The following is a 15,994-nucleotide window of genomic DNA, read 5'->3' as shown; positions in this document are numbered from 1 at the left end:
ATCGGTCGAGGGCATGACCAAAAATGGATAGGTTTTAAAATGAACAGGATGATTAATTGTTTCTTGTATGCTGGTTTTGAAGGTATAATGCCTTTTATATTCCTCGATAGCTCAGCGGTAGAGCATTCGGCTGTTAACCGAAGGGTCGCTGGTTCGAACCCAGCTCGGGGAGTTAGAATTAGAAAATCCTGCAGACAATTGTTTGCAGGATTTTTCTATTACAGTTTTTTGTATAAACCTCTTGAAATAAGACGAGCTTTATGATAATATAACGATTGGTCGCTATAGTGAAGTGGCCGATGCGGCCCCTTGGTCAAGCGGTTAAGACATCGCCCTTTCACGGCGGTAACACGAGTTCGATTCTCGTAGGGGTCATTTAGCAATTTAATATGCCGTTGTGGCTCAATTGGCAGAGCAGCTGATTTGTAATCAGCAGGTTACCGGTTCAAGTCCGGTCAACGGCTTTAAGTCCTTACTGGGGACGGGTAAGAAAGAAGGACCTTTAGCTCAGCTGGTTAGAGCAATCGGCTCATAACCGATCGGTCCGGGGTTCAAGTCCCTGAAGGTCCATTTAGGCCCAGTGGCTCAGTTGGTTAGAGCGCCGCCCTGTCACGGCGGAGGTCGAGAGTTCGAGTCTCTTCTGGGTCGTTAGTACATTTGTACTAATGATTAATTTTATATTTGGGATCATAGCTCAGCTGGGAGAGCACCTGCCTTACAAGCAGGGGGTCATAGGTTCGAGCCCTATTGGTCCCATAGTAACAGCTTGTCTGTTACTCTTCTTTATGAAGATGCCGCAGTGGCGGAACTGGCAGACGCACAGGACTTAAAATCCTGCGAGGGTTAAACTTCGTACCGGTTCGATTCCGGTCTGCGGCATTCGTTAGAACACCTCAAACACCTTGTAAATAGGGCGTTTGGGGCGTTTTTATTTTTGCCAAAAAGTTGTACAATTTTGTACAGCCCCATTATACAAGGATTTCAGCCATTTACGAGTGTTATATGAAGAGCAAAACGGTCGATTGCACTTTAGGGTGAGATGGTCTAAAATAGTGAGTTGGAAAGTGCAGCATTATTGGGTATGAGGGACATGTGAATGAAGACAGAAAATAATAACTATGGAAAACAAAAGAATTATATTCAGGGAATAGATGGTATAAGAGCTTTTTCGGTTTTAATGGTCGTTGCGTATCATTTAAAACTTCCCTTCGCAAAGGGAGGGTTACTAGGTGTTACTATTTTTTTTGTGATATCTGGATTTTTAATTACTCGGATATTGTTGCCGGAAATAGCACGAACGAAGACAATCGATTTTAAAAATTTCTGGATTAGACGTCTTAGAAGATTGTTACCAGCAATTTTAACAATGGTAACAGCGCTTATATTTGTGAGTGCTATTTTTAATCGTGTTTTATTTACTAAAACCTGCTCGGATGTTCTTTCCGTCATTTTAGGTTATAATAACTGGTGGCAGATATTTAATGATGTCTCTTATTTCGAAAATGCAGGAGCGCCATCTCCATTAACCCATTGTTGGTCATTGGCTATTGAAGCACAATTTTATTTAATATATCCGCTACTACTTATTTTTCTTGCTAAGTTTAGAAATAGAAAGAGAAATACTATCCTGATTACCTTTATACTAGCCTTAATTTCTATAGTCCTAATGTGGGCTTTATTTGACCCATCAAAAGACCCTAGCAGAGTATATTACGGAACGGATACCAGAGTGTTTTCACTACTAATCGGAGCACTTTTGGCATTGATATCAGAGGATGGAAAAGTAAATAGCGAAAAAACAACCCATTATTGGGATGTTATTGGAGTGGTATTATTCGTAGGACTTTTATATATGATGGTTATGATTGATGGGTATAGTAGCTTTTTATACAGAGGCGGACAGGCTATAGCATCAATTATGACCGCTTTAATAATATTTTCTGTAATGAGCGAAAATAGTATTTTCGGAAGAGTTATGGGCATCTTTCCATTAAAGTGGATTGGGGATCGTTCTTACAGTATATATTTATGGCATTACCCTATTATTCTATTAATCAGTGGGGGCAAGAAATCTAGCTGGTGGATAATACTTGTCGAAGTTCTCTTAACAGGAGTGGTTTCTGCTATATCATATCAGTTGATAGAAACACCGGTGCGTCATGGCATTATCAAAAAAAATATTGACATTATAAAAGCGCATCCGAGAACAAGAGGAGAACGTAGAAGACAGATACGGACGATACGAAGAAGTATTAAAACCGTTTTTGTTATTACGATAATAGGGATAACTGCTATAGTATGTATCGCTTTTGTACCACGCGAGAAGTCATTGAATGATATTGAAAAATTGCAAGTGCAAGCACAGAAAGCAAAGAAACTTACTGAGCAGAAGACGTCTTCGACAAATGAAAAAACAACAAATCAGGATGCAAGTAAAGATGCTACTGTGGCGTATCAAACAGATGAAGAGATTCTTGAAAGTCTTAATCTGTTACTGATTGGTGATTCGATAGCACTAGGGGCGACAGATGAATTTTATGCTGCCTTTCCAAACAGTATCTGTGATGCAGCCGTCAGCAGATATACGACAGAAAGTTTTGCGATTTATGGTTCCTATGTGAATGAAAAAGGGTGGAACGGTGATGGTGTGATTTTTGCTCTTGGATCAAATGGACTTCTCTACGATTCTCTTGGGACACTCAGAGAGATGCTGGGAGCAGATAGACCATTTTTTATAATTACCGCCAGAGCGCCCTATGCAAGCTGGGAAGAGTCAAACAATAAGGAAATATATGAATTTGCAGAAGCTACAGATAACACTTATCTGATAGACTGGTATAAAGCAAGTGAAGGACACAGCGAATATTTTGTTGGAGACGAAACACATTTAACAGATGAAGGCTGTAAAGCATATATTGATTGTATTAGAGCGGCAGTTCTTCAGGTGTACAAAAAATAGAGGCATTGTCTGATAATATTGATGCTTTGTATTCTTACCTTGATAAACTAAATAACTTACTGATGGAATTAGAATGCACTTATACCAAAGCTCCTTTCTTGTTTGTCTAGTCAACAACATTTAGTATAGAGCCTTTTTTCTTTTGTGTGATATGACAGAGTGGGAAGAAAACCGAAAGGGTATTGTGTAGTGATTACACATTCGTTATAATGAAATTAATCTATTTGAGGCATAGCAGGTCACTGTAAACGCAATGAATTAATACCCTTCAAGGGGTCAACTTTGCAAAAAGAAAAGTTGGTGGCAATATGAAAACTGAAGGAAGTAGTTATGCAAGAGAGGATTTTATAATATCTGAGTATAAGAGAAAATTTGATTGGGGCATGATGCTATATTTTGCGATTGCTACTATTGCTATTTTGATTTTTAAGATAGGCGTATTCCCTTATCCATTCCCAGTCCCTATAGTGGTAAAGTTAACTTTGGGGGTTTTTACACTTATAGTCGGTTATAGTATTTCAGCGATGGAAAAGATCACTGCTCGGCCTCTATTTTATGCATATGCAGAGAATTGGGATGGTGGCTTCCTAAATAATAGTGGGCTTATATTAGCTTTTTCAGTATCAATCTTATCAGATAATATATTGCAAACGATAATATGGGCGCTTGTAATTGGTGTAATCCAATTGTTTTTAAGATATTTCTTATCGGTGAAGCGTGAGGAAAAGATTGATAGGTTAATAGGGAAGACCGGAAGTGCAAAAACGGAAATTAGTTATAAGGGAATTGCGAAGTTCAATAATGAGGAATGTAAGGTTCGTGTATTAAATAAGGGCAATGTAATCAGCTCCAATAGTATGATAAAGGTAGTGGCATTTGATGGGTTTACGCCATTGGTTGAAAAGCTTAAATAATGTCCCGACAACCGCATAGAGTAGTGAGACTGCTAATGAATATCTTTTTATTAGCAGTCTTTTTTGTAGTAGAATCGTCTCGACAGGTGAGCGCATTATTGCTATATTGAATAAAAGAGAGGGGATATTATGAGCGTTTATTTTTATGGATGTATCACAATGGATGGTTACCTTGCGGATGCGAACCATAGTTTAGAGTGGCTATATCAGACGGGATCAACCGAGGAGACAAGTTATGCTGACTTCTACAAGAAGATGAATGTTACTATCATGGGGAAGAAAACCTTTGATGAAGTTGCAAAGATGGACGATATTAATTCAGTCTATCCGACAACAGAAAATTACGTTTTTACTCATCAAGAAAGCTTACCTGTTAGTGGATTTATTCCTATAGCTACAGATATTGTTGAATTTGTTAGCGGTATTAAGGCAAATCAAAACATATGGATAGTTGGTGGAAATCAGCTATTAGCGCCTTTGCTCGATGAGAATTTGCTTGATACAATGATTATTCAGATTGCTCCGGTCCTTTTGGGAAGAGGGGTGCCTTTATTTACTCAAAAAGAAATTCTAAGAAGGTTCTACCTAGAGGAAGTCAATAAGTACGGACAATTCGCTGAGTTGGTGTATCAAAAAATGGGAGGTCGTCTTGAATAACTTCGAAAAATATTTACAAGAAGTCTTGCCTGAAAAAGATTCGTTAAAACTTGTAAAAAAAGAAGCTGAAAAATATTATAAAACTCATTCGCTAGAGGAGTGTCTTTCCATGGGCTTGGAATTATATAACTCGCCCAATTTTCAAATACAAGAAATTGGCGTGTTTTTACTAGGGTATTCTGCTCATAGTAATCAAGAGGCATTAGCCTTTCTAAGAGATGAAGTCAGCAAGCATGAAAGCTGGAAAGTTCAAGAAATATTAGCAATGGCTTTTGATAATCATTGTGCAATTATCGGCTATGAACAGGCATTGCCGTTGATTAGAGAGTGGTTAAATAGTGACCAGGCCAATGTCCGTAGAGCGGTTTCAGAAGGCCTAAGAATATGGACAAGTCGTCCCTATTTTCGCGAACATCCAAGCACAGCAATCGAGCTGTTAGCGGCGTGTAAAGAAGACGAAAGCGAGTATGTGCGCAAATCAGTGGGAAACGCTTTGCGGGATATCAGTAAAAAATATCCAGAACTAGTGCATGAGGAAATAAAAACATGGGAGTTATCTTCAAAAGGACTCCAGCAGGTATATAAATTAGCAAGCAAATTTCTGTAAAGGAGTAAAGATTATGTATGAATTTAGGAATTTAGCAGACATAATCTTTTCGGACATCGTTAATTGTATGAGGGAAGCCTTTTCGGATTATGTGGTGCAGATGGATTTAGACGAAGAAACCCTGTATCAACGATTTAAGCATGAGAATGTCCGATATGAACTATCCTATGGCGCGTTTTATGAAGGGCGCCTAGTTGCGCTTTTACTCAATGCAATCGGGATGTATAAAGGTAAGATGGTTGCCTTTGACGCGGCAACAGGAGTGATTGCCGAGCATCGGCGAAAAGGCATTTCTTCTAGGTTAATGGATTATTGCAAAGAGAACTTAAAAGAAGAGGGGGTTCATTATTATATGCTTGAGGTTATTCAGTCGAATACACCGGCAGTAAATGCTTATCAGAAGACGGGGTTAAAGATAGTGGAGGAGTTTGCCTGCTTTCGTGGGCATGGAAGTGCGGATAAGGTTCAAAAGGATGATATTATAGATGTTTCAGTGACGGAAGTTCCTCTTGAGAGCATCGAAGGGCTATTAAGCTTTTCGCCATCCTTTGAAAACCGGATGGATATTATAAAAGAGTTTGCCAAACAATACCGAGTTCTTTATAGTGGCGCCTTGGATAATCTTGAGGCGGTAATTATCTATGATGCCGATAGTGGCCAAGTCAAGCAATTAGGCTACGCTTCGGGAAAGATGAATAACCAACTCCCAATGCCTATGCTTGGAAGTGGTATCTTGTGCACCGAAGTGCGAACAAGGATGTAAGTCTCCGACTTACTTTACTAGCCGTAACACTTTCGTCTTTCGAACCTGTATCGTACAGGCTGTTCGTGCCGAGACGGCGGTCTCATGCCACCACTATCCGTTTGACCGGAATACTTTTTAAGGAACGGTATGTTTTATCGTCTTTACTTGACGACACATATTGTTTTACTTGTAAGATGTTTGACTTACAAAACCTCATACAATATTCACTTTTCAATGTTCCGTTCTTATTTATATTGTATCAGATTTACCGACATTATGCAAACAAATGTTCGATTTAAAATAAGCGTTTTGAATTATGGACATGTGAGCATTCATCCACGCCCATGCACGTTTTATGGACGTGGTACTCTGCTTGAGATTATAGAGGAGGTTAGTTTATGGACTACTCGCAGATAAGACAAAATTTTGAAAAACACGGATTTACTACCCAGTTTTTTTCTACAAAGGAAGAGGCCTCTAGATATCTTTCGGATGCTTTACAAAATCAAACGATAGGGTTTGGTGGTAGTGAAACGCTGAAGGAGATGGGCCTCTTTGAGGAATTACAGCAAACTAATGTCGTGGTATGGCATAATAAAATTCCCGGAATGCAAGTGCGAAAACTGGCGAACTGTGCAGATATTTATATTACCAGTGCCAATGCCGTGACAGAAACGGGTGAAATCGTCAATATTGACGGAACCGGGAATCGCGTGGCCATGACGGCCTTCGGACCTAATATGTGCTACTATATTGTGGGAAAGAATAAAATCAGAACGAATTTAACAGATGCATATGAGAGATGCAAGAACGTCGCAGCCCCCCTTAATGCCAAGCGCTTAGGGTTTAAAACTCCGTGTGCAGTTAAAGGTGATAAGTGCTACGATTGTAACAGTCCTGAGCGTATTTGCCGTATCGTCTCGATTATAGAGAGGGTGCCTCTAGGGATGAAATGCGAGATTATTTTTGTGAATGAGGAGCTGGGATATTAATGAAAGAATTATTAAGCAAATTGGAAAATAAAGATACCTCAGTGGCTTATCAGGCGTTGCAAGAACTAGAGGCATTGTCTGATAATAGTGACGCTTTATATTCTTACCTTGATAAATTTGTTTCGATGATAGACAGTGATCAGTACGTAATACGGGTTCGCGGGTTTCGCTTATTTTGCAAGCAGGCAAAATGGGATGAAGAAGAGAGAATCGATAGCAACTTGGACTTGGCACTGTCTATTTTAGATGACGAAAAACCGACGGCGGTGCGTCAAGCTCTTGTGGCGCTACAAGATGTGATTCCCTACAAAGAGAGCCTGTGTGAGAAGATTCGTCACCGTGTATTTGAGATTGATTATCTACGGTATAAAGATACGATGCATAGCTTAATTGAAAAAGATATTGAGGCGTTATTAAAAGTGATGGAGGAAAATTATGGCAAATGAAAAGGGAACATTTAAAGACTTCCTATCATCGGTCGAACCAGAGCACCAGGCATTTGTTGAAAAACTGAATTATGAACTTACAGAACAAGGTTGTGACCTTGTAATCAAGGAAGCAAAAAGCGGTTATACGGCTTCGTACCAACTAGCAAAAAAGACAGTCATGAATTGGGTGTTTCGTAAGTCAGGTGTTTTGGCAAGAATATATGGTGATAATGTCAACAAGTGTGAAGACATAATTGCTTCTTTACCAAGTGATATGCAAAAGAAAATGACGGATTCTCGCGATTGTAAGAGACTTATTGATCCCGAGGCGTGTAGTTCTACATGCGTTAAAGGGTTTGTTTATACCTTGGATAATGCCACACATAAAAAATGTCGTAATGATGGAATGTTCTTCTTGTTGACAAAGGATACAGCTGAGCATATATCTAATCTGGTCTGTGCAGAGGTTAATGTACGGGCGACGAATTTATTATAATAGTAACTCGGAAGGGAAATAAGAGGGAGAATGATTAAGAAAATATTGACTACAGTCCTATTAGTGATGGTCTGTAATTTTATACTCTGGCAAAACATTTTGCAGTTAAAAAATGGTAGATTTTGGTTAGTTCTCGTTTTGAGTCTCCTTTTTTATCTGGCTTTTAGTGTTTTGCCAGAGCGTTTTAGCGTTCGGGATTTGAAGTACATGACGCTGCGCATGAAGGTTCTATATGGCGGGTGTGAGCTATTAACGGCTTTTGGTTATGGGTTTATGATTGAATTGGTTTTTTATGTAATCCTACTAATTGTTGGGAACTTACCTTGGCGCTTATTATTAGCCAATGCCTTGGTCTTTTTAGTGTTGTTCCTACTTTTAGAGATGCAGGGTATCTTTCGTTTGTTGCTTTTGTCAAAGCAAATAAAGGTAGGAAAAAAGTTAATGGTTATGTTTTTTTGGTGGATACCTATCTTTAATATTTATATTATCCGTAAGGTCACCAGAATTGCCAGAATTGAGTGTGAAGTAGAATCTCACATTGCCCAGATGGATGCAGCGCGAGCGGAGAACCAGGTTTGCCAAACGAAGTATCCTATCCTTATGGTGCACGGTGTGTTCTTTCGCGATTGGCAGTACTTCAATTATTGGGGGCGGATTCCTAAGGAGTTAATCAAAAACGGCGCCAATGTATACTATGGCAAGCAAGAAAGTGCACTAGCGGTAAAAGAAAGCGCAAAGGAGCTTAGTGCTCAAATAGAGCAAATCTTAGAAGAAACTGGAGCGCCAAAGTTAAATATTATCGCTCATTCAAAAGGAGGTCTTGATTCCCGCTACGCGATCAGTATGTATGGAATGCACGAAAAAGTGGCTTCGTTGACGACCATTAACACTCCGCATTATGGGTGCAAATGGGCCGACATTCTTCTTGGGAAATTGCCACTATCGGTGGTTAAGAAGGTAGCAAAAACCTATAATAAAATGTTTAAAAAGCTTGGAGATGCCCATCCGGATTTCATTGGTGCCGTAGAAGACTTGACCGAAGAAAGAGCCCTAGTCTTTAATCAAGAAGTCATGGATATGCCAGGAGTACTCTATCAAAGTGTTATGTCAAAAATGAATAGCCCTAAAAGCGCTGGCTTTCCTCTTAGCTTGACCTATCGAATTATTAATATGCTACAAAAGGTAGAAAATGACGGACTGGTACCGATTACTTCGGCAAAGTGGGGAGAGTATCTGGGAGATGTAGTGGTAAGCGGTAGGCGCGGGATTTCTCATGGGGATATGATTGATTTATTCCGAGAGAACATTGCTGGCTTTGAAGTTAGAAATTTCTATGTTGATTTAATTAAGGACTTAAAAAGCAAAGGCTATTAATTATTATATAGATTCCCGATATAACTCTTGACATGTATAGATTATCGATATAATATTAATATATAGATAGTCGATATAGAAAGGAGGAATAATCGTGATGAATGTAGACAAAAGTTTGATATCTGGAAGTACGACGATGCTGCTGCTTAATCTTTTGCTTGAAAAGGACATGTATGGTTATGAGATGATCGATACACTGTCACAACGTTCCATGAATGTATTTGAGTTGAAGGCGGGAACGCTATACCCGCTTTTGCATCAAATGGAAAAGGAGAATTATTTAGAGAGTTATGAAAAAAAAGTAAGCAATAAAACCAGAAAATATTATCACTTAACAACACCGGGGAAGCAGTATTTAGAGCTTAAGATCAAAGAATGGGAAATTTATGCAAATGCAATTTCTAGCATGCTGAGACAAGGTGGTGAAGTACATGAGTTTTAAACGATATCTTAGATTGTTAGCGAAGCAAATAAGTGTGTCAGATAAACTTGATGAGATTGTAAAGGAGTACAGCGACCATATGGAAGATCATATGGAGGCCTTGATGGAAAAGGGAATGTCTGCCGAAGAAGCAGAGAAAGAAGCGGTATATCAATTAGGGGATCCAGTATATGCAGGGAGAAAGCTTAATAAGGTGTACCGTAAAGGCGTTGAATGGCCATTGCTGACCTACTTTCTAATTGTGAGTGCAGCCTTTGTAATCCTACGATATTTTCTACCTTTTCGTATTTTGCCTCAAGAGTGGGCAGACTATATAGGTTTAGGAACTTTACTGCTTGGCTTATTGATTTCTGCGCTGGAAAAATACGAGGATTTACCACTTTTTTATGCCTGGGCTAGGGATTGGAACGGTGGCGGAATTACAAATAGCGCCTTTATCTTAGCGGTTTCGGTATACTTTTTTGCACGTAATATTAAAAGTGCTCTGATTTGGATTTTATTAATCTTAGTGTTATTGACGTTAGAAAGGTATTCGATAGCTTGTATTAGAGATAAAAAGGTACGGGAACTACTGTGGGAAGTAGGCATTGCTGAGACGGATATAAATAGCTATAAGGGATATGGATTTGTAAACGGCAAACGAGTACGACTAGAAGCGAAAGAAGGCATTATAAAAAGGGGAAATATCTTTATTGTGGTCGAGTTACATGGATTTCGCCCTTTAGTAATGTCTCTTTAGAGATGTAATGACAAGGAGATGAAATGATTACAATTGATGATTTTGTAAAAGTAGATATGCGAGTGGGGACAATTCTAGAGGCAACACTAAATGAAAAAGCGAGAAAGCCAGCGTATAAATTGATTATTGATTTTGGTGAGGAGTTAGGAGTTAAGACTTCCTCAGCTCAGCTTACAGAACTTTATACAGAAGAACAGCTAGAAGGAAGACAGATTATAGCTGTAGTGAATTTTCCGCCTAGACGAGTGGCGGGAGTAAAAAGCGAGGTCTTAGTGTTAGGGACGGAGTCAGAACAAGGAACGGTGCTGCTTGCTGTGTCGGAAATGGTAAAAAATGGAGATCGTATTTACTAGAGAGAAAGTACATGAGGTAAAAAATGGAATTACAAGAACTAAAAAAAGACTTTGCGGTATGCAAAGTATCGTCGGTAGCGACAGTTGATTTGACCAATAAATTCACCTTCTTATCTGTTACGGATGAAGAAATATCGTTGGTCTGTGAGGAATCAAGGATTCCAGATAATACGATTGCCGTAGAGAAAGACTGGAAGGGGTTAAAGATTTGTGGTGCTTTGGACTTTGGTATGATTGGGGTGATTGCTAGGATATCTAAGCTATTGGCGGATGAGAAAATCAGTATTTTCGTAGTGTCAACTTTTAATACGGATTATATTTTCTTAAAGTCGGAGCATTATGTAAAGGCGCTGACAATTTTACAGAGCAATGGTTATGAGATAAATTGACAGGAAGCATAAAAAGTGATATTCTCGTGTTGGGAATGAGGTTCTCCCATGGTATGATAAACCAAAACTGCTACTATAAGCTGATGACTTCTGTGATTCAAAATCGCAGGGTTACCAGCTTTTTTTATGTAACAGGAAAGTTCTTTGAATTTTCCTGTTACATAAAAAGCGCTCCGCCAGGATGCGCACTTCGGCGTAATGTATTTTGTGCGTATGCACACGCCGAAGGCGCCAGAATTTGCCAAGCGCAAATTCTATTTTATGTAAATAGGAGGATTATTTTATGTTAACAAGTCTCGCGTTTATTTTTCTATTGGGAATGCTATTAGGTTCGATTTTTACAAAGTTGAGGCTTCCTAGTCTTTTAGGAATGCTTCTAACAGGAATTATCTTAGGTCCATACGTGCTTAATCTAATTGACGAGAGTATCTTGGGGATCTCGACGGATTTGCGACAGCTTGCACTAGTGATTATCTTGACGAGAGCAGGACTTTCCTTGGATTTAAAAGAGTTAAAGAAAGTGGGACGCTCAGCAATATTGATGTGCTTTGTGCCGGCTAGTTTTGAAATTGTTGCCACAATAATATTGGCACCGATATTATTAAATATATCGGTCCTCTCTGCCGCAATTATGGGTAGTGTTATCGCCGCTGTTTCACCGGCGGTAGTAGTTCCAAGAATGCTTAAGTTGATGGAAAAAGGATACGGGACGGATAAAGGGATCCCTCAGCTTATTATGGCGGGTGCTTCGGTAGACGATGTCTTTGTAATCGTACTTTTTACATCCTTTACCTCTTTAGCAAATGGCGGCAAAATATCTTATCTTCGTTTTGCGGGAATTCCGCTTTCGATTATGTTAGGCATTGTGGTTGGGGGAGTGGTAGGGATTGCTTTTGGTCTCTTTTTCAAAAAAGTTCATATTCGGGACTCGGCGAAAGTAATTCTTCTTTTAAGTGCATCCTTTTTATTAGTAGCGCTTGAGAAAGCGTTGTCGGAAACCATACCTTTTTCCGGCTTGCTAGCAGTTATGGCAGTAGGAGTGGTAACCTTACACTATAATCCAGTTTTGGCGGAGCGACTATCAGCAAAGTATTCAAGATTATGGGTAGCCGCCGAGATTCTCCTGTTTGTTTTAGTAGGAGCGACTGTCGACCTACGCTTTGCGGTAGCAGCCGGTGGGAAGACGGTTTTACTATTATTAGTTGTATTGTGTGTGCGTATGTTGGGGGTATTTTGTTGCCTGTTAGGAACGAAATTGAGTTGGCGGGAACGTGCCTTTTGTATGATTGCTTATATTCCAAAAGCGACGGTACAAGCGGCTATTGGAGGCATTCCTTTGGCGATGGGACTTCCTTGTGGGCAAATTGTTTTGACCGTGGCGGTGCTGTCAATTTTAATAACAGCACCTCTAGGAGCACTAGGCGTAGATGTGACTTATAAAAGTTTCCTAAAGAAATCGAGAAAAGCCGCTAAACCCCTTTAAATTCCCGCAAATTATCGCTATAATGAGAAACAGAACGAATAAATATTGAGGTGTATGTACGTGGGAGATGTAGGGAGTGAAAAAACACAAAAAAATTATATAACTGGTATTGATGGGCTAAGAGCAATTGCTGTCTTAATGGTTCTCGCCTATCATTTGCGCCTCCCTTTTGCCAAGGGAGGTCTTTTAGGGGTAACGATCTTCTTTGTAATCTCTGGTTATTTACTAACCAGGAGCTTACTACCAGAGGTGGAAAACACAGGGAAGATTGACTTTAAAACCTTTGCCGCGAAGAGAGTCAAGCGACTAATACCAGCTATTTTTGTGATGGCAACGATTATTATAATCGTTAGCGCGATTTTTAATCGCGTACTGTTTACCAAGGGAAGCGAAGATTATTTGTCGGCGATACTCGGGTACAACAACTGGTGGCAAATTTTCAATAACGTATCGTATTTTGAAAATGCGGGAACACCGTCGCCGTTTACCCATACCTGGTCTCAGGCGATAGAAGCCCAGTTCTTTATCTTATTTCCGATCTTTTTACTCCTGATGAATAAGTTTTTTGATAAGAAAATTCTGATTAGAGTAACCATCGTCTTAGCCATTATCTCAATGGCTCTTATGTGGCTTTTATTTGACCCAACAAAAGACCCTAGCCGTGTTTACTATGGAACGGATACTCGGTTATTTTCCCTTTTATTTGGGGCATTGTTGGCGATGGTAAATCCGCGATTGTCATCGCAGAAGAAAGATCAGTATCTGCGACAGGGAATCGGCGCAGCGGCTCTTATTGGTTTATTGGTTATGACGGCGACGATTTATGGTTTTAGTGACTTTTGGTATAAAGGCGGGTTAGCAATTGCTTCGATTCTGGGCGTCCTGGTGATATATGGCGTTTTGGACGGTAAGGGCGTGTTGTCAAAGGTCTTAAGCATTTTACCATTTCGTTATATAAGCGAACGCTCCTATGGGATTTACTTGTGGCACTATCCGTTGATTTTACTAATCAGTGGCGGGCGCCCCATGAGTTGGTGGCAGATTGCGATTACTTTAATCTTAACGCTAGTGGCGGTAGAGTTGTCGTATCGCTACGTAGAAACTCCGATTCGCCGAGATGCGATAAAAAAGAATATTGCGATTATTCGGAAAAATCCTAGAAGTAGTAAGGGGCGAGAACGACAAATGAAGGTATTTAAGAAGGTTTTGATAGTCACAGGTAGCTCTCTAGCCGTAGTCTTAGTGATGCTTTTATGCATGCTATTTGTGCCTAGGAAGCAAGCTCTAAATACTGAGAAGGAAATGCAGGCAAAAGCGCAGAAAGCGCAGGAATTGGCGGCTGAGAAGCTAAAAGAAGCGCAGGCGAATAAAGAAGATAAAGTAGCAGAAGAAGAGAAAGTGGCAAAAACCGATGAGGAGATTTTAGCAGAAATCAAGTTGTTACTCATTGGGGACTCGATTGCTCTAGGAGCGACAGACCAGTTTTATGCTACCTTTCCTCAAAGTATTAGTGACGCAGCGGTTAGTCGTTTTGCTACAGAGGTAGGCGGTATTTACAATCACTATGCAGTAGATAGCGGTTGGAATGGTGATGGAGTGATCTTTGCTCTAGGAACGAATGGTACGCTCGGGGATTCGCTTCCTGTACTACGCCAAGAGCTAGGGCCAGACAAACCGCTCTTTGTAATCACTGGCAGAGCTCCTTTTGTAAGCTGGATAGATGATAATAACCAACAAATCAAAGACTTTGTGAAAGCCACGCCGAACACGTACCTAGTGGATTGGTATGCGCTAAGCGAAGGACATCCGGAGTACTTTGAACCAGATGAAACCCATCCAAATGTCACAGGAGCAGATGCTTATATTCAAGGGATTAAGGATGCAGTCTTAGCTGTTTACCGCGAAAAGAAAGAATAACCGGAAGCATTACACTTTGCGAGACTGCCCGGGTAAATTAAGGAGGAGCCTATAATAGGCTCCTCCGTTTACATTCTTGCGGCGGCATCGAGGGCGAGAACGGAACGTTCACATTCCTCGGCTTCCATAGTGACTTGAAAACACAGGTCGCTGCCTTTCATTTTCTCGGCAGCGTAGCTTAAGCCATTGGTCTGGTTATCAAGCATGGGATGATCAATTTGCTGGGGATCACCAAGAAGCACAACCTTTGTGCCTTTTCCGACGCGAGTGATAATCCCTTTGACTTGTCTAGGTGATAAATTCTGGGCTTCATCAATAATCAAATACGTATTCGAAATGGAACGGCCGCGAATGTAGTTCATCGCCTCAGCTTCAATAATTCCCCGGTCAAAAAGCTCGTCGATCTTATCTCGCAATTCGTGTTCGTTTTGATAGCGCTCTTTTTCGTCGCGGTCTACGAGAATTTCGAGATTGTCGATAATAGGGCGCATTAATGGGGCGATCTTTTCGTCTTCTGTACCAGGTAAAAAGCCGATATCCTCATCGAATTGAACATTTGGACGGCAAACGAGAATTTTTCGATACATTTTTTCTTCTCGTCCCAGAATCTGTTCTAGACCACAAGCCAGTCCAAAGAGGGTCTTAGCGGTTCCAGCAGCCCCTTTGACAATCACTAGCGGGGCGATTTCAGGGCCTAGTAGCAGGGCCTCTTGCATAAAGCGCTGGCCGACGTTACGAGGAATAATTCCAAAAGGTTGTATATTAATAGAGTGTAATGGAACGACACGATTTTTTTCCACCCGTCCTAGGACGGTTTTCTTTTCGGATTGATCGGAGTGGAGGATCAGAAATTGATTTGGTTCCGTAGAAAGTGGCGTAGTTTCGCCATCATCACTGGAGGTGTAAAGCTGATCAAGGGGAACCCCTTCTTGGTGAAAGGCGGCAAAAGCGGAATCAGGTACATAAGCATGGCCGCGTCCGGTGTACTGCTTATCTAAGGCGACGACCTGCTCCGTGGTGAAGTCCTCAGCGGGGATACCTAGCATTTGCGCCTTGATTCTCGCAACCACGTCCTTAGTTACAAGGACTACGCCATCGCCGGCGTCGCTTAAGCCTTTGCACACTTTAAGGATGCGGTTATCGGGGCTTTTTTCTTTCCAGCCGTCAGGGAGTTTGACGTCGATGTGATTCACCTCTAGACGGAGAGTACCACCGTTTGGTAAGCTGATGCCATCAGGAAGGTTTCCTAAGAGTCGAAGCTCCTCAAGGAGCCGAATTGCTTGGCGGGCATTTGCCCCGCGCTCGCCTTCGTCGTTCTTAAAGTTATCTAATTCCTCTAGAACAACGACGGGGAGAACGATGTTGTTATCTTCGAAACTATAGAGTGCTTGGGGGGATTGGAGTAAAACGTTGGTGTCCAAAACAAAGGTTTTTTGCATAGCATTCCCTCACTTTCAATTCACAAGATATTGTAGTTCAATACTCGCTCTTTATACTAT

16 protein-coding genes, 7 tRNA genes and 1 riboswitch are annotated in these 15,994 nt (G+C 40.6%); of the genes, 22 read left to right on the top strand and 1 reads right to left on the bottom strand.

Annotation, left to right across the window (positions count from 1 at the left end):
- The first annotated feature begins 100 nt into the window (after positions 1 to 100).
- From NHH16_RS06335 to NHH16_RS06230, 22 genes are all read left to right on the top strand, one after another.
- Positions 101 to 172 (top strand) — tRNA-Asn (locus NHH16_RS06335).
- A gap of 131 nt (positions 173 to 303) precedes the next feature.
- Positions 304 to 375 (top strand) — tRNA-Glu (locus tag NHH16_RS06330).
- Between the two features lie 16 nt (positions 376 to 391).
- Positions 392 to 464, top strand: a tRNA-Thr gene (locus tag NHH16_RS06325).
- 32 nt (positions 465 to 496) lie between these two features.
- A tRNA-Ile gene (locus tag NHH16_RS06320) sits at positions 497 to 570 on the top strand.
- 4 nt (positions 571 to 574) lie between these two features.
- Positions 575 to 648: transfer RNA gene (locus NHH16_RS06315), tRNA-Asp, on the top strand.
- A 35-nt stretch (positions 649 to 683) separates the two neighbouring features.
- Positions 684 to 756, top strand: a tRNA-Val gene (locus tag NHH16_RS06310).
- A gap of 37 nt (positions 757 to 793) precedes the next feature.
- Positions 794 to 879 (top strand) — tRNA-Leu (locus NHH16_RS06305).
- 217 nt (positions 880 to 1,096) lie between these two features.
- Positions 1,097 to 2,959, top strand: coding sequence for an acyltransferase family protein (locus NHH16_RS06300; RefSeq protein WP_262068743.1), 1,863 nt, complete (start codon positions 1,097 to 1,099; stop codon positions 2,957 to 2,959).
- 308 nt (positions 2,960 to 3,267) lie between these two features.
- Complete coding sequence (locus tag NHH16_RS06295) at positions 3,268 to 3,873, top strand: NfeD family protein (protein ID WP_262068742.1); 606 nt, start codon at positions 3,268 to 3,270, stop codon at positions 3,871 to 3,873.
- 129 nt (positions 3,874 to 4,002) lie between these two features.
- Positions 4,003 to 4,530 (top strand): dihydrofolate reductase family protein, encoded by a 528-nt coding sequence (locus NHH16_RS06290; RefSeq protein ID WP_262068741.1) that lies wholly within the window; start codon positions 4,003 to 4,005, stop codon positions 4,528 to 4,530.
- A complete protein-coding gene (locus NHH16_RS06285; protein ID WP_262068740.1) occupies positions 4,523 to 5,137 on the top strand; it encodes a HEAT repeat domain-containing protein in 615 nt (204 codons plus the stop codon). The genes NHH16_RS06290 and NHH16_RS06285 overlap by 8 nt, the downstream gene beginning before the upstream one ends.
- 13 nt (positions 5,138 to 5,150) lie before the next feature.
- Positions 5,151 to 5,900 carry a GNAT family N-acetyltransferase gene (locus NHH16_RS06280; protein ID WP_262068739.1) on the top strand — a complete coding sequence of 250 codons (750 nt, stop codon included), beginning with the start codon at positions 5,151 to 5,153 and terminating at the stop codon, positions 5,898 to 5,900.
- A gap of 380 nt (positions 5,901 to 6,280) precedes the next feature.
- Complete coding sequence (locus NHH16_RS06275; RefSeq protein WP_262068738.1) at positions 6,281 to 6,874, top strand: lactate utilization protein; 594 nt, start codon at positions 6,281 to 6,283, stop codon at positions 6,872 to 6,874.
- Positions 6,874 to 7,320 carry a hypothetical protein gene (locus NHH16_RS06270; protein WP_262068737.1) on the top strand — a complete coding sequence of 149 codons (447 nt, stop codon included), beginning with the start codon at positions 6,874 to 6,876 and terminating at the stop codon, positions 7,318 to 7,320. Before NHH16_RS06275 ends, NHH16_RS06270 begins: the two co-directional genes overlap by 1 nt.
- Entirely contained in the window at positions 7,310 to 7,798 is a 489-nt protein-coding gene (locus NHH16_RS06265) for a hypothetical protein (protein ID WP_262068736.1), read from the top strand. The genes NHH16_RS06270 and NHH16_RS06265 overlap by 11 nt, the downstream gene beginning before the upstream one ends.
- 30 nt (positions 7,799 to 7,828) lie before the next feature.
- Positions 7,829 to 9,172 carry an esterase/lipase family protein gene (locus NHH16_RS06260; RefSeq protein ID WP_262068735.1) on the top strand — a complete coding sequence of 448 codons (1,344 nt, stop codon included), beginning with the start codon at positions 7,829 to 7,831 and terminating at the stop codon, positions 9,170 to 9,172.
- Positions 9,173 to 9,269: 97 nt separating this feature from the next.
- Positions 9,270 to 9,614, top strand: a complete 345-nt coding sequence (locus NHH16_RS06255) for a PadR family transcriptional regulator (protein WP_262068734.1) — start codon at positions 9,270 to 9,272, stop codon at positions 9,612 to 9,614.
- On the top strand, positions 9,604 to 10,353 hold the full coding sequence (locus tag NHH16_RS06250; RefSeq protein WP_262068733.1) for a permease prefix domain 1-containing protein: 750 nt from the start codon (positions 9,604 to 9,606) through the stop codon (positions 10,351 to 10,353). Before NHH16_RS06255 ends, NHH16_RS06250 begins: the two co-directional genes overlap by 11 nt.
- A gap of 23 nt (positions 10,354 to 10,376) precedes the next feature.
- Complete coding sequence (locus tag NHH16_RS06245; protein ID WP_262068732.1) at positions 10,377 to 10,706, top strand: tRNA-binding protein; 330 nt, start codon at positions 10,377 to 10,379, stop codon at positions 10,704 to 10,706.
- Between the two features lie 23 nt (positions 10,707 to 10,729).
- A complete protein-coding gene (locus NHH16_RS06240) occupies positions 10,730 to 11,095 on the top strand; it encodes an ACT domain-containing protein (RefSeq protein WP_262068731.1) in 366 nt (121 codons plus the stop codon).
- Positions 11,096 to 11,117: 22 nt separating this feature from the next.
- Positions 11,118 to 11,195: riboswitch (Fluoride riboswitch) on the top strand.
- Between the two features lie 183 nt (positions 11,196 to 11,378).
- Positions 11,379 to 12,578, top strand: coding sequence for a cation:proton antiporter (locus tag NHH16_RS06235; protein WP_262068730.1), 1,200 nt, complete (start codon positions 11,379 to 11,381; stop codon positions 12,576 to 12,578).
- 60 nt (positions 12,579 to 12,638) lie between these two features.
- Positions 12,639 to 14,495 carry an acyltransferase family protein gene (locus tag NHH16_RS06230; RefSeq protein WP_262068729.1) on the top strand — a complete coding sequence of 619 codons (1,857 nt, stop codon included), beginning with the start codon at positions 12,639 to 12,641 and terminating at the stop codon, positions 14,493 to 14,495.
- 68 nt (positions 14,496 to 14,563) lie between these two features.
- Here NHH16_RS06230 and NHH16_RS06225 read toward each other — a convergent pair whose 3' ends face one another.
- On the bottom strand, positions 14,564 to 15,934 hold the full coding sequence (locus tag NHH16_RS06225; RefSeq protein WP_262068728.1) for a PhoH family protein: 1,371 nt from the start codon (positions 15,932 to 15,934) through the stop codon (positions 14,564 to 14,566).
- Positions 15,935 to 15,994 lie beyond the last annotated feature (60 nt).

It is taken from the genome of Ohessyouella blattaphilus (genome assembly GCF_024721265.1).
In the GTDB taxonomy this organism is placed as follows: Bacteria; Bacillota; Clostridia; order Lachnospirales; family Lachnospiraceae; genus Aequitasia; species Aequitasia blattaphilus_A.
This window is presented reverse-complemented; position numbering and strand designations above follow the sequence as displayed.